Source organism: Kitasatospora sp. NPDC047058 (assembly GCF_040643935.1).
In the GTDB taxonomy this organism is placed as follows: domain Bacteria; phylum Actinomycetota; class Actinomycetes; order Streptomycetales; family Streptomycetaceae; genus Kitasatospora.
In genome coordinates, this window is sequence record NZ_JBEYVJ010000091.1 from 1 (window position 1) to 26,368 (window position 26,368).

Consider the following 26,368-nt stretch of genomic DNA (forward strand, 5'->3'; position numbering starts at 1 on the left):
TGGATTTCTGCGGTGTGATCTTGCGACCGGCGCGAACCGCCCGCCGCGCCGGCGCGGCGTGGTGCGGGCAGCCGTGGACGGGGAGGACGGACCGGTGGCGGGCAGCACAGCCATGGGGGACTCCGAGGTGGGGGAGGAGTTCAGCGGGACGCCGTGCAGCGTGTCGCGTCCGACCGCCGGGAGGTATGTGCCGATCAGCCGGACTCCGCCCCTCCGCCATGGCCCGCTCCGCCATGGCAGGCCCCCCGGGCGCTGCCATGGCGGCCGCCGGCCCTGCCGCCCGGCCCGGCCGGTCCCGTCACCATCCGGTACAGCCCCGCTCGCATCCAGGGGCTGCACTCGTACTCCGCCCGCGATCAAGGGCGCCCCGAATATCCTGAAAGGAGACGAAACCCACCACCTGATGTGCGGATGACAGGAGCGGGGCCATGGACCTGCTGCCGATCGAGATCAAGTTCAACATCGAAGGCCACACCAACGACGTCCTGACGGCCTTAGGCGGGCCGGAGGGCGAGGTGCTGAAGCGCCTCATCTGGTTCGCCGAGGACCAGCGCGCCGTCGACGGCGACCCGGGCGGGCGCCTCCTGCTCGACAGCGGCGTGATCATCAGGATCCGCAGCGGCGACACCCCGGACGAGCTGACCGTCAAACGGCGTCCGGTCGAGAAGGACGGCCTGGTCAAGCCCTTCACCCACCCCTTCGAGGAGGCGTCGTTCGATTACCGCATCGAGCAGGACTGGTCGGGAGACGACCACGTCCTGGCCGCCTCCGCCGTGGGGACCCACCCGCAGGGGTCCCTGCTGGGCGCGGTCGCGCCCGGGGCCGACGCCGCCGCGCCGCTCGACGACCGGCAGCGGGAGTTCCTCACCGCCTGCACGCCGTCGACGGACCTCGGCCGGCTCGTCGCCCTGGGGCCGATCGACTCCACGAAGTTCGACGACCTGCCGGTCGACGACCTCAAGGTCGACCTGGAGCACTGGGCCGTCGCCGGTCTCAACTTCCTGGAGGTATCGATCCGGGTGAAGCCCAAGGACGACGAGGAGGCGGACGACTTCGAGAAGCGGGCCCAGCACAAGCAGCAGAAGCTCGAATCGGCCGTACGGGAGCGCGGGTTGACGATCTCGCAGCAGCTCGACAACAAGACACGCCGCGTCATCACCGCCCTGACCGCCCGGCCCCACTGACCGGACGGACCCACCCACTGGAGGCCCGCAGGCACCGGCGCCGCCACAGGAGGACCGCTCCGCCAGGAGACGGCGGAGGTGGGCCGTCGGTGTCGGCCGGAGAGCGTGAGAATCGGGATGCGTCGGTCTGCCGCCCAGCTGCATACTCGCCCGATGGCCCCGCTCTCTGGTCGGTTCCGCGATGCGCGCAGCACCGAGTACGACTACCTCCGCCTGATCCTCGTGCGTTGCCCGAGCTGCGCGACGGTCGCACACGTCGTGCCACCGCCCCAGGAGGCCGGGGGCGTACAGCCGGCCTTGTTCACGCCGCGGCGGCTGGTCTGTCGAAGCTGCGGGCTGTCACGGGTGTCGAGCGGCGGTCGCGTCTCGTTCTCCCGGGGCACGGCTCAGCCGGCGACGGATCCGTACTTCGGCGTGCCGCTGTGGCTGCAGCTCGAGACCCGTCATGGATGGCTCTGGGCGTACAACCCGGAACATCTCGACCTGCTCCGGCAGTTCGTCCGGGCGCCGCTCCGCGAACGAGCGCCCTGGTACGACACCGGGCAGAAGATGACCTTGGTGGCCCGCCTGCCGCGTTGGATCAAGGGTGCGAAGAACCGGGACGAGGTCCTGCGCGCCCTTGCCCGGATCCGCGCCTCACTGGTCTCTGCCTGAAGGGCAGTTGCCAGCAGTTCTCAGAGTGCGGCGAGCAGGCCGCACAGGGCGAGGAGGCCGCAGATGCCGAAGTTGACCAGCTTGTGGGTGAGGAACACCGCGGCGAATTCGCGGATGGTCGCGCTCGGCCAGTAGTACGCGGCCGTCGGGGAGCCGAACACCTGGCCGTTGACTCCCGTCTTGCGGGCTGTCAGGGCGGCGCGGAAGGCGTGGAAGTTGTTGGTGACGATGACGCAGCGGTAGTCGGGCTTGGCCTGCTCCATGATCGCCTTGCTGAACAGCAGGTTCTCCTCGGTGGTGCGGGACCGGTCTTCGCGCTCGATCCGCTCCGCCGGGAAGCCGCGCTCGATCAGGTAGTCGGCCATCGCGTGGGACTCCGGCAGCTTCTCGTCGGGGCCCTGGCCGCCCGAGGTGATCAGCACCGGGGGGTTCCCGCGCGCGGCCTGCTCCTCGTGGACGTCGTGGCCGCGGTGGAGGCGGCTGGCCAGCAGCGGCGGCACGCGGTCGCCGCCGACCAGGCCGGAGCCGAGCACCACCACGAAGTCCACGTCCCCGCGCGGCCGATGACGTCCGTACAGGAAGGCGTAGCCGACGAAGCAGACGAACAGGAAGGAGATGTACCCGACCACCAGCACGGCGGTGCCGGCGAGTATGCCCAGCCGGTCCGAGTCCGTGGCGACGGCGGCAACGAGCAGCAGGAGTACGGCGAGGATGCCGAGACCCGCCAGCAGCGAGAGCAGGTTGGCGGGTCGTCGGCCCTCCTTGCGGATCATGGTCAGGCCGTTGGAGATCAGGAAGCCGATCAGGGCCAGCGTGCCGATCGCCGGCAGCAGGATGATCGCGACCGCCGCCAGCTCGGCCACCAGGGTGGGGGCCTTGCGCAGTTCGGCGAGCAGCGCCAGGGCGAGGAGGGAGACGGCGATGCCGAGCAACACGGCGTTGCTGAACCGACGTCGGTCGCGCAGGACCCCGATCCCGCACAGGACGAAGAACAGGGCCGCTGGGGCGTAGGCGATCATGCCCGTATCGTAGGGGCCTCGCTCGAACGGTCAGCCGCGGGCCTCGGCCGCCTGCGCCTCCGCCTCTGCCTCCGCCTCCCCGGCTTCGGCGGGCCCCGACCGCGGGGCGGTCGCCGTCCGACGGCCGCCGCCTGTCTGACGGTCACCGTCCGCCCGACGGTCGTGCGCCCCGTGCCGGTCGTGCTCGGCCTGCCGGTCCGCCCCCGGCAGCCGGTCGCCCTTGAGGGCGGGCCGGCCGACCCGGCGGATGCCCGGCACGGCCGCCGTGCCCGCGCACGCGAGCGCGACCAGGGTGGCGGCGACCACCAGTGGCGTCGTGCTGCCCCAGGCGTCGGCGGCGAGCGGTGCGAGCGTGTAGCCCAGCGGGGCGGCGGCCAGCGAGAGCAGCCAGTCGTAGGAGGTGACCCGGGCCAGCACCTGGGCGGGGAACTCCTGCTGCACCACGGTCTGCCAGACCGGGTTGAGGAAGCCGAGCCCGGTCATCGCCACCGCGTACGCGGTGACGGTGAGCGGGGCCGGGGCGGCGGTGGCGAGCGCGAGCAGCGGCAGCGCGTAGAGGGCGAGGCCGAGGTTGGCGACCAGGACCGGACGGCCCGGCCGCATCCGGCCGGCCAGCAGTGACCCGGCGAGCAGCCCGACCGCCCCGGCCTGGGTCATCGCGATCCAGACGCCGTCCCCGCCCAGCTCGCGGGAGGCGATCAGCGGGCCGAGCGTGAGCAGGACGGTGCTCGCGCCGTTCCATGCGGCGTGCGCGACCAGGCTGGTCCAGTACCAGTCCCGGGAGCGGAGTTCGGTCCAGCCTTCGGCGAGGTCGGTGAAGAACGGGCGGCGTTCGGCGGGCGAGTGCCGGACGGTCAGCCGGGTCAGCAGCGCGGCGCTGACCACGAAGGAGAGGCCGTCCAGCACGAACGCCCAACCGGCGCTCGCCGTGTACACCAGCACCCCGGCGAGTGCGGGGCCGCCGAGGCGCGCGGCGTTGCCGACGGAGGCGAGCAGGGCGTTGGCCCGCATCCGCAGCGGTCCCTCGACGGTGGCCGCGACCAGCGGGGTGGCGGTCGGGATGGCGAAGGCGGAGGCGGCGCCGCCGAGCGCCTCGGCCACGGCGACGTGCAGCAGCCGGGGGTCGCCGCCGATCAGCTCGGCGCCGACGAAGAGCTGTGCGGCGGCCCGGACCAGGTCGGTCACCAGCGCCACCACCCGGGGGTTGAAGCGGTCGCCGATCACCCCGCCGAGCGGGAGCAGCACCAGCCGGGGGACCATCGCGCAGCCCAGTACCAGGGCGAGTGCGCCCGAGGAGCCGGTGGCCCGGGTGATGGCGATCGCCAGCGCGGCGGGGACGACGGCGTCGCCGAGGGTGGAGATGGTCCGGCCGGTGAAGAGCAGCCGGAAGTCTCGGAGTCTCAGTGGGTGAGTCACGTCCCGGACTATATTTCGGCGCCGAAATTTCGGCAACGAAATATTAGCTGGCGATCAACGACGCCTAGACTCGTCCCATGGAACACCCCGAGCGTCGAGTCCACGAGCTGCCGGCCGGGCCGGCCGACGAGCCGCGCCCCCGGTCGGGCGAGGCCGAGGGCGCGGGCTCGACCGAGGCCTCGGGTGGAGGCTCGGGCGAGGGCCTGTGCAGCGCATCGGGCGAGGGCACGCCCAACGGCCCGGGCGACGCCCCGGCCCGCAGCACGCGCGACGGCTCGGGCACGGCGCCGGGCCAGGGCGCGCGTGACTGGACCGATGGTCATGTCGACCGCTGGCGGCCGGTCCTGCCCCACCTCGACCCGGACATCGAGGGCGCGGTCACCCGGATGAGCAAGCTCACCCGGCACCTGAGCCGGGTGCGGGAGCAGGGCGTCGCCGACTACGGCCTGCAGAAGCACGAGTTCGACACGCTCCACGAGCTGGCCGGCCGCGGCGGCCGCGCCACCCCGACCGAGCTGCGGGCCGACCTCAACCTCGCGCCCGCCTCGGTGACCGGCCGTCTCGAGGCCCTGGAGCGTCGGGGGTTCGTCCTCCGCACCCCCTCCACCGAGGACCGCCGCCGCGTCGACGTCGAGCTGACCGAGGCCGGCCGGGCGGCCTGGCACGAGGCGCTGGACGTGGTCGGCCGGGAGGAGCGCCGCCTGCTCGGCGTCCTGACGCCGGAGGAACGCCGCCGGCTCTCCGACCTGCTGCGCCGGGTCCTGCTGGCGGTCGAGACCCCCGCGCCCGCCCACGGGCCCGGCGGCGCAGGCCGGGCGGGCGCGGCTCCTCGGCCCAAGCCCTAGTGCTGTGACCGCATAGGTTCACCGGCTTGGTGGAGCGTCGGCGGGGCGGGCTATGTTCTCGGCATGAACGACGTTGAAGTCGCCTCACTCTTGGCCGGGTGTGTTCGCTGCCCGTACCCCGGGACGTGGCAGAGCTCCCCGTTTGCGGAATGCGCGATCGGCGGTGCGCGGTACGCCTTGGTCGCGGTCGACCCAGGGCTGAGTGCGCTCGTCCTACGGCGTGACGACGGCTCGTTGTGGTGTCTGCCAGAGGACGGTGCCCCTCAACTGGTGAACTCCAGCATTGAGGCGTTCATCGCCTTCAACCGCGCGTATGAGGAGGCCGCTGTTGAGGCCGCTGCATACGAGGGGCCCGGCGACGGTCTGGGCGAGGACGAAGCCGTGGACCTGGCCGAGCAGGCAGCCGACGCGCTCACTGAAGGGTTGCTGGAACGATTCGGGGTGATCGATGCCGCGGCCATCGCCGACGAGAATTCCTTTTGGCACATCGGTGCTGAGGAACTGGGTTACGGCATGAGTGTGTGACCACACAGAACATCGGGTCAAGCTGCGATTACGAGGGGGCGCCCGCCCCAGCGGATGCCTTTCTCGCTGCGGATGCGGGCGCGTTCCCTGCGCTGGGCGGCCAGGACGTCGGGGTGGCGGGCGTTGGTGTTGCGCCAGCGAAGGTAGCGGTGCAGTTCGCGGGTCTGGACCGTGTGGTTCGGGTGGTTGGAGTTCGCGAGGGTGAACTGCCGCAGCGGTCCGAAGTGCGCCTCTATCGGGTTCGCCCAGGACGCGTTGGTCGGAGTGAAGCACAGGTGGACGTTGTTGTTCTTCGCCCAGCGCAGGACCTTCTTGCCGTTGTGGGCGGACAGGTTGTCCAGGATCACGTAAACCGGGGCACCGTCCGGCCGGGCGGCCCGGATCGAACGGAGTGCGGCCAGGGTGTTCGCGGTTCCCTTGCGGCGCCGGTTGACGCCCCACAGGGTGTCGTCGCCGACCGAGTAGCACCCGTGGAAGTACGTCACGCCGTGGGTGCGCTTGTAGGTCGCCGGCAGCCGGTCCGGTCGACCCTGCTCGGCCCAGCAGCTGCCGGCGGTGGGGCGGATGCCGAGCGGCCCGAACTCGTCGAACGCGAAGGTGCGGTCGGGGAAGCGGTCCAGGACGTGCTCGATCCGGTCGAGCTTGGCGTCGTACTCGGGGTCGGTGGACTCCTTCCACGTCTTGGTGCGCTGGAAGGTGACACCGCGTCGGGTCAGAAGGCAGCGCAGGGCCTCCCGCCCGATGCGGATCACCCGACCGTGGACGCGGCGGAGGTAGGCGAGCAGCTTGCGGATGGACCAGCGGGTGAAGGGCTGGCCGAGCTTGGTCGGGCGGGTGGTGGCCGTCTGGACGACGAAGTCCTCGTCGTCAGAACTGAGCAAGCGGGGACGGCCTCCCGCCCAACGAGGGTCCAAGCAGGCCAGCCCGATCTCGTTGAACCGGTGGATCACATCCCGCACCGTGTCCTCGTCGGCCTGCACCAGCTGGGCGATCACCGGAACCCGGTTGCCTCCGGCCGAGGCCAGCAGCATCATCGCCCGCCGATAGCGCACCGTGCTCGTGCTACCCCGACGCACGATCCGCTGTAACTGCTGGCCCTCCTGATCGGTCAACCTCCGGACCCTGACCGGCTCCGCCACCACGCCTCCTCACCAAATCGGATGTCGCCATATCCAACCGGCTCAGGCACGGTCACCGCCAACCCGGCGAAGGTTGCCGGTCAGAGCACTAGCCGATCAGTTCCACTGGCTCACCGAGAGGCGGACGGCGGCCTGTCGGCCGAGGATGGGGGCGGCGGTGGCCGGGACGGGGAGGCGGCCGACCCAGGAGTCGGCGGCCGGGTCGTCGTCGGTCAGCGGGTCCCCGTCGGGGCGGAGGTCCTTGATCGTGCCGGTGACCTGGGAGTTCCAGTGCGCCCAGGCGGCCGGGCGGGGCCCGGAGGTGTCCACGTCGACGATCAGGCTGTCGGAGAAGTCGGCGGTCTTCTCCAGGTGGTCGCCGAAGCCGAAGAACCCGTGGTGCTCGCGCAGCGAGAACACCCGCAGGTCGAGCGCGTAGCGCAGGGGGCCGCTCGTCCCGGGCCGCGGCAGCGAGCTGGAGAGGAAGGTGGTCGCCAGCCGGACGGCCCCGGTGTCGTCCGGTCCGGCGCTGCCGCCGCTGCCGTCGCCGTTCCCCGCGGGGTCGGAGAGCTGGACCGGGCACCAGTGCGGCGCCACCCGCTCGTGCATGGTCACCGGCAGCCCGCGCACCGAGAGCGTGACCTCGGCCTGCCAGGTGACGTCGGGATCGTCGGCCGGCAGGTCGAGCCCGACCAGGTCGGCATTGACCCGGAAGTCGCCGAAGAGGAAGCGGCGCAGGTTCTGGTAGCCCTCCTCGGAGTTGACCAGCCCGTACCGCCCGCTGTGGCTGCGGTGGACGAAGGCCTGCTCGGCGCCTGTGACCTGGGCGTTCGCGATCTGGACCAGGCCGTCGCTGCGCGGTCCGACGGCCGCCGACGAGGCCCCGTGCGCCACGTCGTAGTCGGTCGGGTCGGTGCCCACCAGGCAGAAGACCCGTTCCAGCGGGAAGCCGCCGGCCGCGGCCTCGGCCGGACCGGTGCCGTCGTCGTCCGGCATGTCGACGGCCCGCCAGCCGTCGGGCGGCCCGTCCGGGGCGATCCGGGCCGTGGGCGTGAGGTACCGGTACATCCGCTCCGGCCCGAAGATGTCCGCGCCGTTGACGTTGAAGGTGTCGCGCAGCGCCTCCGGGATGCCGAAGCCGACGTCGAAGGCGATGCCGCCGTGCGGAGTCCCGTAGGTGAAGAGCTTCGAGACGTAGTCGGTGGCGCGGCGTCCCGGGCGCTGGTCGGGGATGGTCTTCTGCAGCAGGCAGCGGCAGATCAGCCCGCCCATCGAGTGGGCGATCAGGTGGACGCGCGGCGCGCCGGTCTTGGCCTGGAGCTTCTCGATCAGGGTCAGCAGGTCGGCGGCGGCCGACTCCAGGTCGAACTGCCTGGCCTTGGCCCCCCAGGTGCCGGAGCAGAGGTCGTAGAAGCGGTGGATCCAGATGCTGTCCGGCGGGATGTGGTCGTGCGTCTCCAGGTACGTGCCCTGGCCGCCCTCCACGAAGATGTGGTAGCCCTCGTCCAGGTGCAGGCGCAGTAAGGGACTCTCGAACTGGTAGAAGACGGGGGAGTCTTCGCGCCCGACGCGGATGTGCGTCGAGCCTTCGTTGAATCCGTAGAACGGATCCGTGACGGCCTTCTCGATCCCCGGGGTGCCCCCGGCGTAACCCCGGACGTAGACGATCGGAAGCCTGGCGGACGGCGTGCTCATGGCCGGCCTGCCCTCTCCGCGGCCGGTACCGGCCGGCACCGGCCGACCCGTTGGCGTGGTCCTTGGCGTGGTCCTCGGGACGGTCCTCGCGCGGTCCTCGGTGTGGACCCCGGCGCGGACCTCGGTGTGGTCCTTCCTCCTCCAGTGTCGGAGCCCCGGCCCGGGCTGTCACCCCCTGGATCCTGGACCCGTGGACCACGGATGCGGACCGCCGTGGCTTGTCACTGCCCGTGTCGGGCGATGCGGCGCGGACCCGTGCCGGCGAACCGTTCGAGGGCCGCGAGGACCGCCTCGCGCATGACCGGGCTCCCCGTGTGGCCGGATTCCTGGACGACCGTCAGCTCGGCGTCCGGCCAGGCCTTCGCCAGCTCCCAGGCGGTCGAGAGCGGGGAGCCGAGGTCCAGGGCGCCGTGGATCAGCACGCCCGGGATGCCGGCGAGCCGCCCGGCGTCGCGCAGGAGCCGCCCGTCCTCCAGGAAGGCGTCGTGGGAGAAGTAGTGGGCGGTGATCCGGGTGAACGCCATCAGGGCGTCGTCCGGACGGTCGCTGTAGGCGTGCGGCGCGCCGAGCACCTCGTGCGCGATCACCGCGTCCTCCCAGGTCGCCCAGTCCCGGGCGGCCTTGCGCCGGACGGCCTCGTCCGGGCTGTTCAGCAGCCTGCTGTAGGCGGCCACCAGGTCGCCGCCCCGGTCCGCCGGCGGCAGGGCGTCCCGGAACGCCTCCCAGGGGCCGGGGAGCAGCCGGCCGACGCCCCGGTACAGCCAGTCGGTCTCCTCGGGCCGGGTCATGGTGACGCCGCAGATCACGATCTCCGAGACCCGCTCGGGGTGGGTCTCGGCGTAGGCGAGGATCAGGGTGGACCCCCAGGAGCCGCCGTGCAGCAGCCACTGGTCGATGCCGAGGTGCTCGCGGAGCGCCTCCATGTCGGCGATCAGGTGGGCGGTGGTGTTGTGCTCCAGTCCGGTCGCCGGGTCGGCGGCGTGGGGGAGGCTGCGGCCGCACCCTCGCTGGTCGAACTGGACCAGGTGGTACCGCTCCGGGTCGAAGTACCTCCGAGTGGCCGTACTCAGCCCCGAGCCGGGCCCGCCGTGCACCGCCAGCGCGGGCTTGCCCCGCGGGGTGCCCGAGGCCTCCCAGTGGATCCGCTGCCCGTCGCCGACGTCCAGCAGTCCCCGGGCGTACGGCTCGCTGATCGGATGGAACCCGGACACGGTGACGAACCTCCTGGGGCGGACGACCGGACCTCGCGAGGCTACCCGCGCGCCCGGCCGCCGTCGACCGCGCCGTAGGGGCCCGGTGCGGCTCCGTGCGTGATCTCCGACCGGCCGTCAAATCATCGGTGAAGACGTGCGGTTCGGCGCCGGTCCGGCGGCAGGAGCGTGACGAGCCCGGCGGACTGCTCCTGGAGGGCGAAGCCCTGGACGTACCTCTGTCAGGGGCTCGCCCCCCGCCCGGCCGCCTCCACCGCCGTCTGGGCCGCCCGGGCGAGCTCCCGGCGGGCCCGCCACCGCTCGTTCACCGGCCGGACCCGCTCGCCCGGCTCGACCGACTCCCCCGGCTCGACCGGCTGGCCCGGCCCGCCCGGCCCGCCCGGCGCCGCCTGCGCCGCCCGCCTCGTCGGCCCCGCGACCGGCGGCAGGAGCGGCAGGAACGTCACGTCCGCCACCAGCCCGCGCACCGCGACCACCCGGGCGAGCGAGGCGAGCAGACCGTCCTCGCCGACGAAGGCGGGCGTGCTGGTGGGTCTCCCGTCCGCCAGCCGGTAGCGGATCGTCACCGGCTGGACGGGGGCGCCCGCCTGGACCGCCGCCTCGAAGAAGGCGGGCCGGAACCGGCCGCTCTCCCGACCGCACCAGGTCGACCCCTCCGGGAAGACGACCATCGACCGGCCCGCCCGGAGCTCCTCGGCGACGGCGGCGACCGTGCCGGGGAGGCTGCGCAGCCGGTCGCGGTCGAGGAAGACCGTGCCGCCCCAGGCCACCAGCGGTCCGAGCACGGGCCACCGCCCCACCTCGGTCTTGGCGAGCGACCGGGCGGGCCGGCCGGCCGCGATCAGCGGGATGTCCAGCCAGGAGACGTGGTTGGCCACCACCAGCACCCCGCCGCCGGCCGCCGGGGGCGCCGAGAGCCGGACGGCGACCCCGAGCGAGCCGAGCAGGGTGCGTGCCCAGAGCCGGACCAGCCGGTCGCGCGCCGCCGGGGGGAAGGCGCGGACCGGAAGGCTGAGCACGATGCCCGTGACCAGCACCGTCAGGCAGGCGGCCAGCCGCAGCGCCCGCCGGGGGAACGCGACCACGGGGTCCCGGTCGGTCAGGCAGCTCTCCGGCGTGCAGGGCGCGGTGGGCAGCCAGACGCTCACGCGGCGGGGGACGCGCCGGTCCCGGTGCCGGTGAGCCCGGGCAGTCCGGACAGGAAGTGCCGCAGGTAGCGCGGGTCGGTGCGCTCCAGCGACAGCAGCACGTACAGGTCGGCGGTGGCGAAGTCCGGGTCGTGCGCGGGCGCGCCGCAGACCCAGGCGCCCAGCCGCAGGTAGCCGCGGAGCAGGGGCGGCAGGGCGGCCCGCTCGGCCCGCGGGACGCCGGTCGGGTCCCAGGGGCGGTGCGGGGTCACCCGGTACTGCTCGGGGGCGAGGTACTTGGCGTTGACGGTGTCCCAGACCCGGGCCGCGGTGGCGCCGCCGTCGTCCAGCGGGATCGAGCAGCAGCCGCCGACCCAGGTGTTGCCGGTGTCCGCGAGGTAGCGGGCGATGCCGCCCCACATCAGGTTGATCACGGCGCCGTTGCCCCGGTGGTCGGGGTGGATGCAGGAGCGGCCGAGCTCGACCAGGCCGTCGCGCAGCGGGGTGAGGCCGGCGAGGTCGAACTCGCCGTCCGAGTAGAGCCGGCCGGCCCGCCGGGCGGCCTCGGGGCGCAGCAGCCGGTAGGTGCCGACCACCGCGCCGTGCTCGCCCTCGCGGACCAGCAGGTGGTCGCAGAACTCGTCGAACGGGTCGACGTCCAGGCCCGCTACCGGGCTGCGCAGCACGGCGCCGAGCTCGGCGGCGAACACCTGGTGGCGCAGCCGCTGGGCGGCGCGCACGTCGTCCTCGTCGCGGGCCAGGCCGACGGTGTACGCGGCGGGGGCGGGAGCCTGCGCGGGCGCGGGCGCCGGCGGGACGGCGGCGGGCTGGACGGTGGCCGGCCGGGCCGGGCGCTGGGCGGGTACCGCGGCGGTCAGGCCGGGGGTGACTGCGGGCGGAGCGTACGTGGGGACGGTGGTCATGGCGGACCCTCCAGGGCAGCACGGACGGTGGCGGCCACGGAACGCCGTGGCGCCGGCCCGGCCCGCTCGGTCGTGGGGCGTGCGAACCGGTATCCGTATGTTTCTCCGGGCCGGCTGGCGTCCACGTTGCGGTTCGGAGGAGCGCAGATGTGCACCTGCTGAATGGGGCCACCCGGCGCCTGTCGGACACCTGCCCGCTGTCCGCCCGCCGCCGTCTGCTCGGTTCCGCAGGGTGGAAAGGCCGGGGGAGGCGTTGCCGGGAGGCGCCGACGGTACTCGCCCGGGCACCGGGCGGGCGACGCGGCTCGGGTGACCGGCCGCCCGCGCGGTGACCGTCCTCCCGCGCGACGGCCGCCCTCCCCGCGCGACGCCGGCCTCCCGTAAGGCCCGGGCCCCCGGCGCGCGGGTGCCGGGGGCCAGGGGCCGGGGTCCAGGGGGCCGTGCGCGGGCGGGCCTCAGCCGGCCGGCCACCCCTGCGGGTCGACCCCGCCCGGCACGGCGTCGGCCGGGCCGTACGGCTCGCGGGTGAGGACGAAGGAGCCGAGGTCCAGGTGGCTGACCGAGCCGTCGGCGGCCCGCACCACGCGCAGCGTCTCGCCCGCGTAGTAGTTGTCCAGGCCCGTCCAGGTGCCGTCCGGCTCGGCCCGGAACCGCGAGCTGCGGGTGCCGCCGGCCAGCGGTGCCAGCTCCAGCATCCGGTCGGCCTTCAGCTGCAGGGCGTGCGCGGCCGCGCCCCAGTACCAGGGGCCGGTGAGCGCGAGCAGCTCCGGGTCGACGGCGGGCAGCGGACGCCAGGGCTCGGGCAGCCGCGGCTCGTGCCGGGTGGTGAGGGCGATGAGGTCCGCGGCGACGAGCGGGGTGTTGGCACCGCTGGTCGCGTTGGCGAGGGCGATCGCCGCCAGGCCGTCGGCTTCGCTGATCCAGAGCCCGGCCGTGAAGCCCGGCATCGAACCGGCGTGCCCGTACAGCACCCGGCCGTCGTGGCGCAGCAGTTGGAGGCCGAGACCGTAGCTGCCGGCCCAGTCGTCGCTCTCCGGGCCGACGGCGGGCCGGCGCATCTCGGCGAGCGTCCCGGGGGCCAGGACCGCGTCGTTGCCGCCGGCCAGGAAGGCGGCCCAGCGGGCCAGGTCGGCCGCGGTGGACCAGAGCTGCCCGGCCGGCCCCATCAGGCCGGTGTCGGTGAGCGGCTCGGGCATCATGACGTCGGCCCAGGGGTGGACGGCGAAACCGCCGGCGTGCGGGTGCTCGGGGAGCAGCGTGGTGCGGTCCATGCCGAGCGGTTCGAGGAGCTCGCGCCGCAGCACCTCGCCCCAGGTGTCGCCGCGCAGCCGCTCGACCAGCGCGCCGAGCAGGGCGTAGCCGGGGTTGGAGTAGTGGTGGCGCCGTCCGGCCGGGTGCTTCTGCGGGCGCTCGTGCTCCAGGAGGTCGTCGAGGGTCGGGCGCAGTGAGCCGTCGGTCCGCTCCCACCAGGGCCCGGGGGTCTCGGCGGCGATGCCGCCCGCGTGGGCGAGCAGTTGGGCGACGGTGGCGTCGTCGGCCGGCGTGCCGGGCAGGTGGCGGCCGACCCGGTCGGCCAGGTCGAGCAGACCCTCGTCGCGCAGTCGCAGCACCAGCACGGCGACGAACGTCTTGGTGAGCGAGCCGATCCGGTACTGCACGTCGGGGGTGGGCGCATGGCCGTCGATCATGCTGCGGGCGTCGCTCCAGACCAGCCGGCCGTCCCGCACCACCGCGGCGACCAGCGAGGGACTGCGGCCCTCGGACTGGGCCACCGCGATCCGGTGCAGCAGGGCGCGGCGGGTGGCGGGGAGCAACTCGTCGTACTGGTCTGTCATCTGATCCTCTGACGTATCCGGTGAAGTGGTCGAACGGGGCCCGAGGGAGGCGGTTCTCGCGGCGCGCCCTCGCTCCGCTCCGGGAGGGCTCGGCCAGAGTGCTCAGTCCAGACAGAACTCGTTGCCCTCGGGGTCCTGCATCGGGATGCACGCGTCGTTGCCGTCGTACAGCGTCTGCACGTGCACCGCGCCGAGCGGGACCAGCCGTGCGCACTCGGCCTCGAGCGCGGCGAGGCGCTCCTCGCCGACGAGTCCGGTGGCGACCCGCACATCGAGGTGCACCCGGTTCTTGGCGGCCTTCCCCTCGGGGACGCGCTGGAAGTACAGCCGCGGGCCCACACCCGAGGGATCGGTGCAGGCGGACCAGGAATCCCGTTCCTCGGCGGGCTGCGAGTCCCGGTAAGCGTCCCAGGTGGCGAACCCCTTGGGCGGCGGTACGACGTACCCCAACACCTCGCACCAGAAACGAGCGAGGCGCTCGGGTTCCGCGCAGTCGAAGGTGACCTGGAACGGCTTGATCGCTGGCATCGGCGCACCATACCAGGGAGGGAATCCGCCGCTCCGCCCATTTTCCGGGCGGAGCCGTCCGCAACGACGGCCCTCCGGCCGGGACCTCGTCCGCGAACGAGGTCCCGGCCGGGCAGCGGCCGCCCGGTGCCGCACGGGCGCACCGCGGAGGCGCTAGCGCGCCGGGCGGACCTGCGTGATGCTCGCGTCGCCGGCCCGGCGCTTGGCCTCCATCTCGTCGATCAGCTGCAGCACCGCCGCGTCCATCTGCTCCTTCGTCATGTTCGGCCCGTACTTCTCGTACAGGTCCATGCCGATCTTCATCGACATGTCGTCACCCGGGTCGTTGGTGCCGGTACCGCCGGTGCCGGCGTTGGCGGCCTCGACGAGCTCCAGCCGGCTGATCCCGGCCGCCCGCCCGACGTACCCGTAGTGGATGTTGGAGTAGATGTCGTACGAGACCTCGACGTCCCGGTCGGGGACCTTGAAGTAGAAGTCGTTCCTCGACTGGAGGTCGTAGCGCTTCTCCAGGATCGGTTTGTGGTCCCACGGACCACCGCTCTTGACCTGCTCGTACCAGATCGCGAGCCCCACCGCGCGCGGTCCGGCCATCGAGCCCGGTATCGGGTTGATGATGGCCCAGGGGCTCTCGCTCTGTTCCATGTTCTCCCGGATGGCGGCCACCTGCGAGGAGTCGATGTTGGTCTTCATCTCGCCGAAGATGTAGTCCGAGGCGTCGGTGAAGTGCGCTTCGCCCAGCCCGGCCTCGGCCTTGTCGAGCGTGTCGTACCCGCCGGGGTTGAACTCCCTGTCGCTGCCGCCGGTGTTGCGCCCCAGCGCCCAGGCCGCCGCGCGGTCCGCCTCGTGCGCGGCCGCACGGGCGTTGACGATCGCCCGCTCCATCTCCTCGATGTTCTTCTTGTCCCGGGCCTCCTGGTCGGGGTCGGGCTCGGCCACGCACTGCGCGGCCATCACCTTCCCGCCGGCCCCGACCACCAGGTTCAGCCGCGGCGCCTCCTGCTCGGCCAGCCGGAGCAGTTCCGTGCGGGCGGCGGAGATCGCCGTGTGGGCGTCCACCAGGACGCCGTGGATGGCGTCGGCCTCGGTCATGGCGTCGTACAGTTCCTTGGACACCTTGCCCATGAAGTCCTGCGCCGCGTCCGCGTCGGCGCCGCTCCAGTGGGCGCGGGTCGGAACGATCACCTGGTCGCGGTAGTTGCCCTGCTGCTCCCCGATCGCCCGGGCGGCCTTCGACCACTGGTCGGCCGCCTCCTTCAGATCGGCGAGGGGCGCGGCCAGCACTTGTTCGTATGTCAGCATGCTCATCCCCGTGCTGTGTTGCGATCCGCCCGCAGCGCGGGCGGTCAGTGGAACTGCGAACCCATGCCCTGCATCTGCTGCGCGATTCCGGCCTCGGTCGCGCCGTGGGCGTCGGCACTCCGGTCGAGGTTGCGGCCGGTGAGGTCGATCGCCTGGAGGACCGAGGCGCTCTGCCGGGACCAGCGCGTGACCGCCGCCTGGAGCGCCACGCCGAGCTCGAAGTCCTGCTGCTTCAGCATGCCGCCCGCCTTCTGGCTGGGCGCCTCCGGGCGCTTCGAACCGCCCTGGAAGGCCACCGATATGTCGCGGCAGTGTCCCGCGGACTGGTGCAGTGCACCCGTGTCGACGCTGATCCCGCCCGAGCCGCCGTTCCCGCCTTCCGGCATCCCTGTCGCCCCTTCGTCGTCGGCTTCACGGACCGGCGGAGAGGCCTCGCCCCGCCGACCGGCCCGAATCATCGCACGACTGTACGTTTCTGACGGGTGGAACGACAGTGGGGCGATCGGGACGACCGGAGGCCGGCCGTCCGCCTGTCAGTGGCGTGGTGCAGAGTGTGACGCAGCGCGTGCGGACGGACACCACCGAGGAGGGGCACCGTGTTCGACAGCCTTCACGAGGTCGACTGGGCCGCCATGGCCCACGCCCACGGCCCGGCCGACGACGTGCCCGGCATGCTGCTCGGCCTGCTCTCCGAGGATTCCGGCGAGCGCGCGGCGGCGCTGGACGACCTGGACGACTCCGTCCACCACCAGGGCGACGTGTACGACTCCACCCTCGCCTGCGTGCCCTTCCTCTTCGAGCTGGTCGCCGCACCGGGACGGCCCGACCGCGGGCCCGTGGTCGAACTGCTCACCGGCATCGGCGAGTCCGCGCACCACCACCCGCCGGCCGGGGAGGAGAGCGCGGGCGGGTCCGCCTGGCGCCTCCTCCTCGCCCGCGGCCGCGCCGCCGTCACCTCCCGCGCCGACACCTTCGTGCCGCTGCTCGCCGACCCCGACCCGCTGGTCCGCCGCCTCGCACCCCGGGCGCTCGCCCGGCTGCACCCCGACGGCCCCGCCACCCTCGGCCGGCTCCGTGGCCGGCTCCCGCACGAACCCGACACCGAAGCCCGCATCGCCCTCGCCGGCGCCGCGGCCGTGGTGGCCGGGCGCTTCCCCGGCCTCGCCGGGACCGTCACCGACTGGCTCACCACGCTCGCCGCCGACCCCGGCCAGCCCGCCGCGCTCCGCCTCACCGTCACCGCCCGGCTCGCCGACCGCGCCCCCCGCCCGCTGCCCGCCGACACCGTCGCGACCGCCGTCGACCTGCTGCACCGCATCCCCGCCGACCAGGCCGGCCGCTCCACCGATACCGCCCTGCGGACCCTCCACCGCGCCCTCGGCGACCGGACGGCCGACCGGGTGGCCCTCCTCACCGAGCAGCTCGCCGCCGGCGCCCCGGTGCTGCGCCGCGACGCCGCCCGGCAGACCGCCCTGCTGTTCCAGGAGCTCCGCGGCCCCTACGGCGGACTGGTCGCCCTGCTCGGCCGCCGACTCGTCGAGGAGGACCACGGCCCGGGCAAGGCGGCCGCCGCCGTCCTGGCGGACCTCTTCGGGCTCGCCGCCCCCGCGGCCGACGCCGCCGTCGAGCGCCTCGCCACGATCGCCGACCCGTGGGAAGGCGACCGGGACGACGACCGCCCCGATCCGCGCCACCTGCTCCGGATCCTCACCCGGCTCGGTGACCCCCGCGCCCTGCCGGCCCTGGCCGCCGCCCTCGACCGGCCGCTACTCCCGCACGACCTCGGCTTCCTGATCGCCGAGCTCGGCCCGGCCGCCGCCCCGCTCGCCACCCCGCTGCGCGAGCGCCTCGCCGCCCTGCCACTCGACCGCACCGCGCACCACGGCGAGGCCGACCCGCTGCTCACCGCCCTCGGCACGGTCGGCGGCGCCGACGCCGTCCCCGCCATCCTCCGCGTGCTGCGCGCCGTGCCCACCGGACCGACGGCCGGCTCCGCCCTGCGCGCCCTCACCCGGCTCGGTCCGGCAGCCGCCGCAGCCGGACCCGACCTGCGTGCGCTGCTCGCCGACCCCGCCTCCCCGCAGGCCCTCCCCGCCGCGGCCGCCCTCTGGGCCGCGACCGGCGACACCGCGGCCGTCCTGCCGCTCCTCCTCGCCCGGGCGGAGAGCGCCGACCCCTGGGCCCGCCGCGCCGCGGCCGAGGCCCTCACCCCGATCGGCCCGGCCGCCGCCGAGGCGGCCCCGGCCCTGCGCGCCATGCTCACCGCACCCGACGTGTGGGTCCGGGTCGACGGCGCCACCGCCCTCTGGCACACCACCGCCGACACCGGGGCCGTCCTCCCCGTCCTCACCACCGCCTGGGCCGAGAACCCGCACACCCGCACCGCCGCCGCGGCCTGCCTCACCGCCATGGGCCCCGCCGCCGCCCCCGCCCTCCCGCTCCTCCGCACCGAACTCGCCGCCACCCGCCGCCACAACGCCGGCTTCGGCAGCAGCCACGTCATCCACGACGACGAACGACTCCTCGCCACCTGCCGCACAGCCGCCGAGGCGATAGCCACGCCGTAGGCCGGCCCCGGCTCACGCGGCGGCGGCTCACACGGCGACGGGGTGAACGGGTCCCGGCCGCGAACTCCGCGTCAGAGGATCCCGCCCTCCCCGGGGTCGGTCGGGAGGGTGCGCACACCGCGGACCCGGTCGACCACCCTCCGTAGTGGAGTCGCCCCACCGGTGGGCCCGACGGTCCGCGGCCCGTCGGCGCGTCGCTCCGTCGGGAACGGGGGGAGCTCGGGGCGGTCGAGCCAGGCGGTGAAGAGGCCGCCGAGGGAGGCCTGCGAGTAGCGGGCGGCGTGGGCCAGGAAGTCCGCGGTGGAGACGACGCCGTGGCGGTTGAGCGTCGCCCAGTCCATCAGGAGGCGGAAGAAGGCCGGGTCGCCGACGGCGGTCCGGAGCGCGTGCACGGTGAGCCCGCCGCGCTGGTACAGGCGGTCGTCGAACATCAGCTTGCGGCCCGGGTTGCCCAGCCGGAGGTCCTGCGGGAGGCCGGACAGCAGGGCGTGCGCGATGGCGGCGTGCGAGGCGGCGGACGGGCCGCCGCTGTACTCGGACCAGAGCCACTCCGCGTACTTGGCGAGGCCCTCGTTCAGCCAGATGTGGCTCCAGTCGGCGATCGACACGCTGTTGCCGAACCACTGGTGGGCCAGCTCGTGGGCGATCAGCCGCTCGCGGTCCCAGCCGCCGCCGAGGTGGTTGGTGCCGAAGGTCGCCACGCCCTGCGCCTCGACCGGGACGTCCAGCTCCTCGTCGGCCAGCACCACCGCGTACTCGCCGAACGGGTACGGGCCGAAGACCTCCTCGAAATAGGCCATCATCCGCGGCTGGCGGTCGAAGTCGGCAGCGAAGGCGCCGGCCAGCCGCTCCGGCACGTAGCCGGTCTGCCGGACACCGGGGCGGTCGGCGAGCACGACCGGGAGGTAGGGGCCGATCGAGACGGTGACCAGGTAGGTCGAGGTCGGCGCGGACTGCTCGTACACCCAGGTCGTGCTGGACGCCCGGGTGGTGCGGGTGAGCGGCCGGCCGCCGACCACGACCGTGTACGGGGACGGCGTGGTCACCGCTATCTGGTACGTCGCCTTGTCGGCGGGCCGGTCGTTGCACGGGAACCAGGACGGCGCGCCGACCGGCTGGCTGGCGACCAGCGCCCCGTCGGTCAGCTCCTCCCAGCCGAGGCCGCCCCACGGGCTGCGCACCGGGCGCGGGTTCCCGGTGTAGTGCACCTCGACGGTGAACGCGGCCCCCGCCGCCAGGGCCTTCGCCGGGCGGACCCGCAGTTTGCCGGCCCGGTGGTTGTAGTGGGCCGCCTTGCCGTCCACCAGTACCCGGCCGATCCGGAACTCGGCCAGGTCGAGCGCGAACTCGGCCAGGGCCGGGCCCGCGACGGCACTGAGCCGCGCGGTGCCGCCGAGCCGGTTCGGGCCCGGCCGGTAGTCCAGCGCGAGTTCGTAGCGGTGGACCCTGTACCGCGGGTCCCCGCTGTTCGGGAAGTACGGGTCGGGCGCGGCGGTGGCGGCCGCCGGGGCGTGCTGGTGGTTCACCGGGCGGGATTTCACCGGGCTGTGCGCTCCCTGCAGGATTCTGGACGAGGTGGCGGACGTGGGGGGACCGGGCCGGTCACGAGGTGGTCTGCCACACCTCGATCGGGTTGCCCAGCCACCGCGTGTCCGCGGGGACCGACTCGGCGCGCATCACCAGCGAGGCGGGGCCCAGCGTGCTGCGTGCACCCACCGTACTGCCGGGCAGCACGATGCCGCCCGGGCCCAGGGTGGCGCCCTCGCGGAGGATGACAGTATCCATCCGCATGATCCGGTCGTGGAAGAGGTGGGTCTGCACCACGCAGCCCCGGTTGATGCTCACCCCGTCCCCGAGCGTGACCAGGTCGGCCTCCGGCAGCCAGTAGCTCTCGCACCAGACACCCCGCCCGACGCCCGCGCCGAGCGCCCGCAGCCAGAGGTTCAGCACCGGGGTCCCCGGGACCGAGCCGACCAGCCACGGCACCGCCAGCACCTCGACGAAGGTGTCGGCCAGCTCGTTGCGCCAGACGAAGCCGCTCCACAGCGGGTGCTCCACCGCCCGGAACCGCCCGACCAGCAGCCACTTCGCCGCCACGGCGACCAGGCAGGCCGCCCCGCCGGCGGCCAGCAGCACCAGACCGGACAGCAGCGCCGCCGCCACCGGCGACCAGGCGGCCGCCAGCCAGGAGAGCGCCGCGAGGGTCAGCGCACCCAGCGCCCCGGAGGCCAGCACCGGAACCAGCCGGCCCACCTCCACCAGCCCGCGCGCCCAGAGCAGCCGGGCCGGCGGCTCGTAGGTGAGGCTCTGGTCGGCCTGGTCGGCCGCCCGCGGCAGCTTCATCGGGGGCATGCCCAGGTAGGAGCTGCCCTTCTTGGCCTTCGCCGGCGTCGCCGAGAGCACGCCGACCAGGCCGCGCTTGGGGACGGAGCGGCCGGGTGCGGTCATCCCCGAGTTGCCGAGGAACGCCCGCTCGCCGACCTTCGCCTCACCGAGCCGCACCCAGCCGCCGCCCAGCTCGTACGGGGCGATCAGGGTGTCGTCGGCCAGGAAGGCGCCGTCCCCGACCGTGGTCAGGCTCGGCAGCGCCAGCACCGTGGACACCTCGGCGCCGCGGCCGACCTTCATCCCCAGCGCCCGCAGCCAGAGCGGCGTCACCAGACCCGCGTACAGCGGGAAGAGCACCTCCCGCGCCTGGTCCATCAGCTGGGTGACCGTCCACGCCTGCCAGCCGACCCGGCCGTGCAGCGGGTGCACCCCCGGTGCCAGCCCGATGCTCAGCAGGCGAACGGCAGCGACGAGCTGCGCCGCGTAGACCAGCCCGTAGGCCAGGGTGGCCGGGAGCAGGCCGAGCAGGGCGCCGCCGAGCGCCTCGCCCAGGCCCGCGCCGGGGTGGACGAACCCGGCGAGCACCGACAGCCCGGCGAGCGCCGGCAGGACCGGCAGGAGGCCCACGGCGGTGCCGCTCGCGCCGTAGAGCGCGGCCCAGCGGGCGTGGCGGGCCGGCCGCTCCTTGGGCCAGGTCCGCTCGGCGCGGCCCAGCTTGACGGCGGGAGCGCCGCCCCAGCGCTGGCCGGTCGGCACGTGACCGGTGACGCTGGAGCCGGGCACCACCTGGGCCCGCTTGCCGACCCGGGCACCCGGCAGCAGCGTCGAGCGGGTGCCGACCAGGGCGCCCGAACCGACCTTGACCTGGCCGACCTCCAGCCGGTCGCCGTCCAGCCAGTAGCCGCAGAGGTCGACCTCGGCCTCCACCGCGCAGCCCCGGCCCAGCTTGAGCATCCCGGTGACCGGCGGCAGCGAGTGCAGGTCCACCTCCGGGCCGACCTTGGCGCCGAGCGCCCGCGCGTAGCGGACCAGCCAGGCCCCGGAGAGCGAGGTGGCGCCGCTCACCTCGGCGAGCCGCTCGGCAGTCCAGAGCCGCAGGTGGGTGGAGCCGCCGCGCGGGTAGCTGCCAGGTCGCAGGCCGCGCAGCAGCAGCCGGGCGCCGCCGGCCGCGACGGCGAGCCGGCCCGGCGGGGAGAACAGCGCCAGCGCGCCCGCGCCGAGCGCCCACCAGGAGGCGGTCGGCGCCCACGGGTAGTCGCCGAACCAGGCGAGGACGTTGCCGAGGGCCAGCAGCGCGACCGTCCAGCGCAGCCCGACCACGGTGAACAGCGGGATCAGCAGGAGCAGCTGGAGCAGCTTGGCGCGGGTCGGCACCGGCGTGATCGTGCGGGCCTCGCCGCCGTCCGCCGCCGTTCGCTCCAGGTGGCGGGCGAGCTTGCGCAGCGTCGGCTGCTGGTAGATATCGAGCACGGCGGCGCTCGGGTAGCGGGTGCGCAGCAGCGTGGTGAGCCGGGCGGCGGCCAGGCTGCCGCCGCCGATCGCGAAGAAGTCCTCGCGCGGGCCGCTCACCGGCACGCCGAGGATCTCGGTCCACTGCTCGGCCAGCCAGGCCTCGGTGCCGTAGAGCTCCTCCGTGGGGCCGGCCGTCTCCAGGCCGGGCAGCGGCCACGGCAGGGCGTTGCGGTCGACCTTGCCGGAGGTGCGGGTGGGCAGCGAGTCGACGGGCGCGAGCAGTGGGACGAGGGCGGCCGGCAGTTCGGTGCGCAGCTGTGCGACGGCCTGCTCGCGGTCCCAGCCGTCCTTGGTCACCAGGTAGCCGACCAGCAGCTGGTTGCCGCCGCGCGCGGTGCGGACGGCGGCCGCCGCGCCGGCCACGCCCGGCAGGGCCTGGAGGGCGGCGTCGACCTCGCCGAGTTCGATCCGGCGGCCGCCGAGCTTGATCTGTTCGTCGGCGCGGCCGAGGAACAGCAGGCCGGCGGGGTCGGCCTGGACGAGGTCACCGCTGCGGTAGGCGCGCTCCCAGCCGAGCGAGGGCAGCGGCGCGTACTTCTCGGCGTCCTTGACCGGGTCGAGGTAGCGGGCCAGGCCGACGCCGCCGATCACCAGCTGGCCGGTGCCGCCCGACGCGACCGGCTCGCCGCTCTCGTCGACGACGGCGAGGTCCCAGCCGTCCAGCGGCAGGCCGATCCGGACCGGCCCGTCGCCGGTCAGCAGGGCCGCGCAGGCCACCACGGTGGCCTCGGTCGGCCCGTAGGTGTTCCAGACCTCGCGGCCTTCGGTGACCAGGCGCTGCACCAGCTCGGGCGGGCAGGCCTCGCCGCCGAAGATCAGCAGCCGGACCTCGTTCAGCGCCTCGGCCGGCCAGAGCGCGGCCAGCGTGGGGACGGTGGAGACCACGGTGATCTCCTGGTCGGCGAGCCACGGCCCGAGGTCGGCGCCGCTGCGGACCTGCGAGCGCGGGACGGGTACCAGGCAGGCGCCGTAGCGCCAGGCCAGCCACATCTCCTCGCAGGAGGCGTCGAAGGCGACCGACAGGCCGGCCATCACGCGGTCGCCGGGGCCGATCGGCTCGTCCTGGAGGAAGAGCGCGGCCTCGGCGTCGACGAAGGCGGCGGCGTTGCGGTGGGTGACGGCGACGCCCTTGGGGCGGCCGGTGGAGCCCGAGGTGAAGATGATCCAGGCGTCGTCGGCCGGGGTCGGCCGGCGCGGCGCGGTGGCGGTCCGTTCGGCGGTGGCGGGCTGCTCGTCGGTGGTGCCCCGTCCGGCGGTGGTGCCCCGTTCGGTGGTGCTCCGCTCCGCGGTGACGGTGAGCGCGCGCCCGGCGCCGAGTACGGCGGCGACGGCGGCCTCCTCGAAGACCAGCTGGGCGCGCTCGTCCGGGTCCTCGGCATCCACCGGGACGTAGGCGGCGCCGGCGGCGAGGACGCCGAGGATGGCGATGTAGAGGTCGTTGGTCCCGGACGGGACGCGGATGCCGACCCGGTCGCCGGCACCGATCCCGGCGGCGGCCAGCCGGCGGCGCTGCTGCTCGACCTCGGCGGCCAGCGCCCGGTAGCTGAGCACGGTCTGCCCGTCGTCCAGGGCCGGCTCGTTGGGGTGGGCGCGGACGGTGGCGTCCAGGACGTCGACCAGGGTGCGCGCGGCGGGCGCCGGGCGGCCGGGGAAGAGGGCCGGTCCGGCGGTGGGCGCCTCGGCGGGGTTGTCGTCGGCAGGATCGCCGTCGACGGGGTTGCCGCCGATGGGGGTACCGCCGGGGGCGGGCGTACCGCCGGGGGCGGGCGTACCGCCTGGGACGGGGGGCGTCGGGGCCTGCGGGGTCTGCTCCGTCTGGATTGGTTCAGCTGTCATGGCAGCCCGTGCGCTCCTCATCCTCGCCCCTGTCCCGACCGGTGCCCGTCCCCTGGGGGCGGTGGGAGCACTCGTCTGGTCGGGTGACCCCACTCCGGGGCCGGAGCGGACAACCCGACCGATGGTAGCCCCGGGTGATGAACGGGATACTGCCCGACACTCCGCCCAACTAGCCCTCGACCGGCTGAATCTGACTGGCCATCAGGAGAGAACTGAGCTGCCGTGAGTCGATGGTGACGAGCCGTCAGCTGTTTTGACGGACCGTCAGCTGTTTTCCGGGGCCGTGATCCATGCCACACCGGATTGTGCTCCTTTCGGGTGCCGGCCCGGCCCCGGCGGCCCGGTTCCGGGCCGCCGGAGTGTCCGGGAACTCGTCGCCGGATCAGCGGAAGGCGTCGAGATGCTCGTGCAGGAACGCCTCCAGGGTACGTGGGGTGCGCCCGGTCAGGCGGGTTATGGCGTCACCGGGTGACTCCGGACGGTGAACGGCGAGCTGCTGGATCTCCGCCACGTGGGCCGCCAGCCAGTCGGGCATCCCGGCCCGCCCGACGAGGTGGGCGCGCAGTTCCCACGGGGCGAGGTCGACGTACCGGACGGGTCGGCCGAGCAGTCCGCCGAGCAGGCCGGCCAGCTCGGGGTGGCTGTACGCCCGCCCGCCGGTCAGCTCGTACGTGCCGCCGGCCGGCTCCGGCCGGGTGAGCACGGAGGCCGCGACGTCGCCGATGTCCCGGCAGTCGATGTAGTTGCACGGGGCGTCGCCCATCGCCCCGTGGAACAGCCCGGCGGCGGCGATCCCGGGGGCGAGCAGCAGGAGCTTCTGCATGAACGCGTACGGGCGCAGCACGGTCGCGGTCACGCCCGACGCCCGCAGGTGCTCCTCCACGCGGTGGTGGCCGCGGGAGACGGCCACCGGGGAGTCCGGCTCGGCGGCGGGTGCGGAGATCTTCACGATGTGCTCCACGCCGGCCGCCGCGGCCGCGTCGATGACGCGCAGCTCGTGCTCGACCTGCTGCGGGCCGTTGGCCATGGTGAGGAGGAGCCGGCGGGTGCCGTGGAGGGCCGCTCGCAGCGAGGCCGGGTCGCCGGCGTCGGCCGGTACCGCCTCGACCAGGGCCCGGGTGCGTTCGTCCAGCCCGGCCAGGAGCCGGGCGGGGTCGCGGCTGAGGGCGCGGGCCGGGATGCCGAGCCGGGTGAGGCTGCGCAGGGTCGCGCCGCCGGTGGCGCCGGTGGCGCCCAGGATGGCGATCATGTCGTCTGCCTTTCGGGGGTGTGGGGGGGGGGGTGGTCAGTGCTGCCGGGGCCGGCGCGCGCGGCTGCCGCGCCAGCGCCAGGTGATCGCGGTGGCGGCGATGGCGGCGGACACCGGCAGGTCGACGGGCAGCCGGGCGGGCCACGGGCTGTGCGCGAGGCCCGGCACCTCCGGCAGCCACTGTGCGCCGGACCAGCCGAGCAGCAGGGCGAGGCCGGCGGCGGTGATCCCGAAGGCGGCCGCCAGCAGTGCGCGCGGGGGCCGGAGTGTCCAGGAGTGTGCCGGGCGGCGGCGCAGGCGGGCGCCGACCAGGGCGGCGACCAGGGCGGAGGTGCCGGCGATGGTGGTGGCGGCCGCGATCGTCAGCTCGGACCGCCCGGTCACCGCACCGCCGATGCCGGCTGTGACGGCGGGCATGGCGTAGGAGACCAGCACTTCGCGCCAGAGGACGAACGGCGGCGGCTGGGCGGGGGAGCGGGAGGTGTCGGTCACTGTGGTGTCCTCATTTGATTTGGCGACTAACTATTAGTGATTAGGCAGCTAACTACATGGGTGTGCGGCGGCCTGGCGGGCCCGGCGCTGCCGGGGTCGGGCGGTCTGCCGGTCGCGTGGTGCAGGTGGTGCGCGTGGTGCGGAGGGTGGGTGCTCGGTGGTCGGCCGGTGAACGGTCGGTCGGTGGTCAGTCGGCCGTCAGTGCGGACATGCCCTCGACCAGCCGGGCGAGCAGGTCCAGGAACATCGCCCGCTCCTCGGTCGAGAGCCCGCCGACCATGGCCTCCATGCGGGCGAAGTGGTCGGGCGCCAGCTCTCGCAGCCGCCCGGCGCCGGTCTCGGTGAGGATCACCACGTTGCCCCGGCCGTCCTCGGTGGACGGCCGCCGGGCGACGAGGCCCTCGCGTTCGAGCCCGTCGACCAGGCCGGTCACGGTCGCCCGCGACACCCCGAGGCTCGCGGCCAGCTGGGACGGCGACTTCTCGCCGCCGTGGTCCTCCAGGTCGGCGAGCAGCCGGTAGCGCCCGGTGGAGAGTCCGAAGCGGGAGAAGTGCGCCTCCCCGGCCTGACCCAGTCGTGCACCCGCCGCCATCAGCCGGGCGGCCACCAGGACGGCCTGCGGATCGGCCGACAGGCCGTACCGGCTGAGCTGCCGCCGGGCCTGGTCGAGCGTGGGCGCACCGTGGCCGGTGTCGCCGTGCGGGGGGTGGTGCTGGGTCATGAAAGTAATATGGCGGCTAATCATCTGCCGCGTCAAGGCCGGCCGCCCGGGGGCCGGCTCCACCGGCCGACCCCCGGGCGGGCGGCGGGTCAGGGCCGGGTTGCGGCGGGCGCGATCCGGGGCGGGGTCCAGTCGGCGTGGCGGAGCACCGTGCGGACCATCGCGCCGGACGGCGTCAGGCGGATCGCGATGTTCCGGGCGGCCCCGACCGTGCGCGACACCTCCGTCTCCGACGACGCGTACGCGCGGAGCCGGCGGGAGGAGGCGGACGCGCTGTTCGAGGA

Annotated in this window: 21 protein-coding genes; 5 read left to right on the forward strand and 16 right to left on the reverse strand. The window is 74.4% G+C overall.

Annotated features, from left to right (window positions below; translation table 11 throughout):
- The first annotated feature begins 428 nt into the window (after positions 1-428).
- Positions 429-1,184, forward strand: a complete 756-nt coding sequence (locus ABZ885_RS16575) for a hypothetical protein (RefSeq protein WP_360188281.1) — start codon at positions 429-431, stop codon at positions 1,182-1,184.
- A 153-nt stretch (positions 1,185-1,337) separates the two neighbouring features.
- Positions 1,338-1,838: a hypothetical protein gene (locus ABZ885_RS16580; RefSeq protein WP_360188283.1), complete on the forward strand. Its 501-nt coding sequence runs from the start codon at positions 1,338-1,340 to the stop codon at positions 1,836-1,838.
- A gap of 20 nt (positions 1,839-1,858) precedes the next feature.
- Here the strand turns inward: ABZ885_RS16580 and ABZ885_RS16585 are convergent, their stop codons facing one another.
- Together ABZ885_RS16585 and ABZ885_RS16590 are read right to left on the reverse strand one after the other, a co-directional pair.
- On the reverse strand, positions 1,859-2,857 hold the full coding sequence (locus ABZ885_RS16585; protein ID WP_360188284.1) for a YdcF family protein: 999 nt from the start codon (positions 2,855-2,857) through the stop codon (positions 1,859-1,861).
- Positions 2,858-2,887: 30 nt separating this feature from the next.
- On the reverse strand, positions 2,888-4,273 hold the full coding sequence (locus tag ABZ885_RS16590; RefSeq protein WP_360188286.1) for an MFS transporter: 1,386 nt from the start codon (positions 4,271-4,273) through the stop codon (positions 2,888-2,890).
- A 344-nt stretch (positions 4,274-4,617) separates the two neighbouring features.
- On the opposite strand from ABZ885_RS16590, the gene ABZ885_RS16595 reads away from it, so the two are divergent.
- A complete protein-coding gene (locus ABZ885_RS16595; protein ID WP_360188319.1) occupies positions 4,618-5,118 on the forward strand; it encodes a MarR family transcriptional regulator in 501 nt (166 codons plus the stop codon).
- A 63-nt stretch (positions 5,119-5,181) separates the two neighbouring features.
- On the forward strand, positions 5,182-5,643 hold the full coding sequence (locus tag ABZ885_RS16600) for an SUKH-4 family immunity protein (protein WP_360188288.1): 462 nt from the start codon (positions 5,182-5,184) through the stop codon (positions 5,641-5,643).
- 17 nt (positions 5,644-5,660) lie between these two features.
- Here the strand turns inward: ABZ885_RS16600 and ABZ885_RS16605 are convergent, their stop codons facing one another.
- The 9 genes from ABZ885_RS16605 to ABZ885_RS16645 form a co-directional block, all read right to left on the reverse strand.
- Positions 5,661-6,782 carry an IS630 family transposase gene (locus ABZ885_RS16605; RefSeq protein ID WP_360188290.1) on the reverse strand — a complete coding sequence of 374 codons (1,122 nt, stop codon included), beginning with the start codon at positions 6,780-6,782 and terminating at the stop codon, positions 5,661-5,663.
- Positions 6,783-6,878: 96 nt separating this feature from the next.
- Entirely contained in the window at positions 6,879-8,456 is a 1,578-nt protein-coding gene (locus ABZ885_RS16610) for an alpha/beta fold hydrolase (protein ID WP_360188292.1), read from the reverse strand.
- 221 nt (positions 8,457-8,677) lie between these two features.
- Entirely contained in the window at positions 8,678-9,667 is a 990-nt protein-coding gene (pip, locus tag ABZ885_RS16615) for a prolyl aminopeptidase (protein WP_360188294.1), read from the reverse strand.
- Positions 9,668-9,888: 221 nt separating this feature from the next.
- Positions 9,889-10,815, reverse strand: a complete 927-nt coding sequence (locus tag ABZ885_RS16620) for a lysophospholipid acyltransferase family protein (protein WP_360188296.1) — start codon at positions 10,813-10,815, stop codon at positions 9,889-9,891.
- The gene (locus tag ABZ885_RS16625) at positions 10,812-11,717 is read right to left on the reverse strand and encodes a GNAT family N-acyltransferase (RefSeq protein ID WP_360188298.1); all 906 of its coding nucleotides are present in this window, start codon (positions 11,715-11,717) and stop codon (positions 10,812-10,814) included. Before ABZ885_RS16625 ends, ABZ885_RS16620 begins: the two co-directional genes overlap by 4 nt.
- A 455-nt stretch (positions 11,718-12,172) precedes the next feature.
- Positions 12,173-13,552, reverse strand: a complete 1,380-nt coding sequence (locus ABZ885_RS16630) for a serine hydrolase domain-containing protein (protein WP_360188300.1) — start codon at positions 13,550-13,552, stop codon at positions 12,173-12,175.
- Between the two features lie 102 nt (positions 13,553-13,654).
- Positions 13,655-14,080 (reverse strand): VOC family protein, encoded by a 426-nt coding sequence (locus tag ABZ885_RS16635; protein WP_360188302.1) that lies wholly within the window; start codon positions 14,078-14,080, stop codon positions 13,655-13,657.
- A gap of 153 nt (positions 14,081-14,233) precedes the next feature.
- Positions 14,234-15,385, reverse strand: coding sequence for a polymorphic toxin type 44 domain-containing protein (locus tag ABZ885_RS16640; protein WP_360188303.1), 1,152 nt, complete (start codon positions 15,383-15,385; stop codon positions 14,234-14,236).
- Positions 15,386-15,423: 38 nt separating this feature from the next.
- Positions 15,424-15,765, reverse strand: a complete 342-nt coding sequence (locus ABZ885_RS16645) for a hypothetical protein (protein ID WP_360188305.1) — start codon at positions 15,763-15,765, stop codon at positions 15,424-15,426.
- Positions 15,766-15,975: 210 nt separating this feature from the next.
- On the opposite strand from ABZ885_RS16645, the gene ABZ885_RS16650 reads away from it, so the two are divergent.
- Positions 15,976-17,946, forward strand: a complete 1,971-nt coding sequence (locus tag ABZ885_RS16650; RefSeq protein WP_360188307.1) for a PBS lyase — start codon at positions 15,976-15,978, stop codon at positions 17,944-17,946.
- 71 nt (positions 17,947-18,017) lie between these two features.
- Here the strand turns inward: ABZ885_RS16650 and ABZ885_RS16655 are convergent, their stop codons facing one another.
- From ABZ885_RS16655 to ABZ885_RS16675, 5 genes are all read right to left on the reverse strand, one after another.
- The gene (locus ABZ885_RS16655) at positions 18,018-19,472 is read right to left on the reverse strand and encodes a M1 family metallopeptidase (RefSeq protein ID WP_360188309.1); all 1,455 of its coding nucleotides are present in this window, start codon (positions 19,470-19,472) and stop codon (positions 18,018-18,020) included.
- Between the two features lie 76 nt (positions 19,473-19,548).
- Positions 19,549-23,622, reverse strand: coding sequence for a Pls/PosA family non-ribosomal peptide synthetase (locus tag ABZ885_RS16660; RefSeq protein ID WP_360188311.1), 4,074 nt, complete (start codon positions 23,620-23,622; stop codon positions 19,549-19,551).
- A 382-nt stretch (positions 23,623-24,004) separates the two neighbouring features.
- Entirely contained in the window at positions 24,005-24,871 is an 867-nt protein-coding gene (locus ABZ885_RS16665) for an NmrA family NAD(P)-binding protein (RefSeq protein ID WP_360188313.1), read from the reverse strand.
- A 36-nt stretch (positions 24,872-24,907) separates the two neighbouring features.
- The gene (locus ABZ885_RS16670) at positions 24,908-25,363 is read right to left on the reverse strand and encodes a hypothetical protein (RefSeq protein WP_360188315.1); all 456 of its coding nucleotides are present in this window, start codon (positions 25,361-25,363) and stop codon (positions 24,908-24,910) included.
- A 187-nt stretch (positions 25,364-25,550) separates the two neighbouring features.
- On the reverse strand, positions 25,551-26,084 hold the full coding sequence (locus ABZ885_RS16675) for a MarR family transcriptional regulator (protein WP_360188317.1): 534 nt from the start codon (positions 26,082-26,084) through the stop codon (positions 25,551-25,553).
- Between the last annotated feature and the right edge of the window lie 284 nt (positions 26,085-26,368).

Coding starts and splice junctions, on each gene's coding strand:
- ABZ885_RS16665 (WP_360188313.1), bottom strand. CDS start 24,871: ATGATCGCCATCCTGGGCGCCACCGGCGCCACCGGCGGCGCGACCCTG.
- ABZ885_RS16635 (WP_360188302.1), bottom strand. CDS start 14,080: ATGCCAGCGATCAAGCCGTTCCAGGTCACCTTCGACTGCGCGGAACCC.
- ABZ885_RS16625 (WP_360188298.1), bottom strand. CDS start 11,717: ATGACCACCGTCCCCACGTACGCTCCGCCCGCAGTCACCCCCGGCCTG.
- ABZ885_RS16660 (WP_360188311.1), bottom strand. CDS start 23,622: ATGACAGCTGAACCAATCCAGACGGAGCAGACCCCGCAGGCCCCGACG.
- ABZ885_RS16585 (WP_360188284.1), bottom strand. CDS start 2,857: ATGATCGCCTACGCCCCAGCGGCCCTGTTCTTCGTCCTGTGCGGGATC.
- ABZ885_RS16575 (WP_360188281.1), top strand. CDS start 429: ATGGACCTGCTGCCGATCGAGATCAAGTTCAACATCGAAGGCCACACC.
- ABZ885_RS16675 (WP_360188317.1), bottom strand. CDS start 26,084: ATGACCCAGCACCACCCCCCGCACGGCGACACCGGCCACGGTGCGCCC.
- ABZ885_RS16640 (WP_360188303.1), bottom strand. CDS start 15,385: ATGAGCATGCTGACATACGAACAAGTGCTGGCCGCGCCCCTCGCCGAT.
- ABZ885_RS16630 (WP_360188300.1), bottom strand. CDS start 13,552: ATGACAGACCAGTACGACGAGTTGCTCCCCGCCACCCGCCGCGCCCTG.
- ABZ885_RS16600 (WP_360188288.1), top strand. CDS start 5,182: ATGAACGACGTTGAAGTCGCCTCACTCTTGGCCGGGTGTGTTCGCTGC.
- ABZ885_RS16580 (WP_360188283.1), top strand. CDS start 1,338: ATGGCCCCGCTCTCTGGTCGGTTCCGCGATGCGCGCAGCACCGAGTAC.
- ABZ885_RS16610 (WP_360188292.1), bottom strand. CDS start 8,456: ATGAGCACGCCGTCCGCCAGGCTTCCGATCGTCTACGTCCGGGGTTAC.
- ABZ885_RS16645 (WP_360188305.1), bottom strand. CDS start 15,765: ATGCCGGAAGGCGGGAACGGCGGCTCGGGCGGGATCAGCGTCGACACG.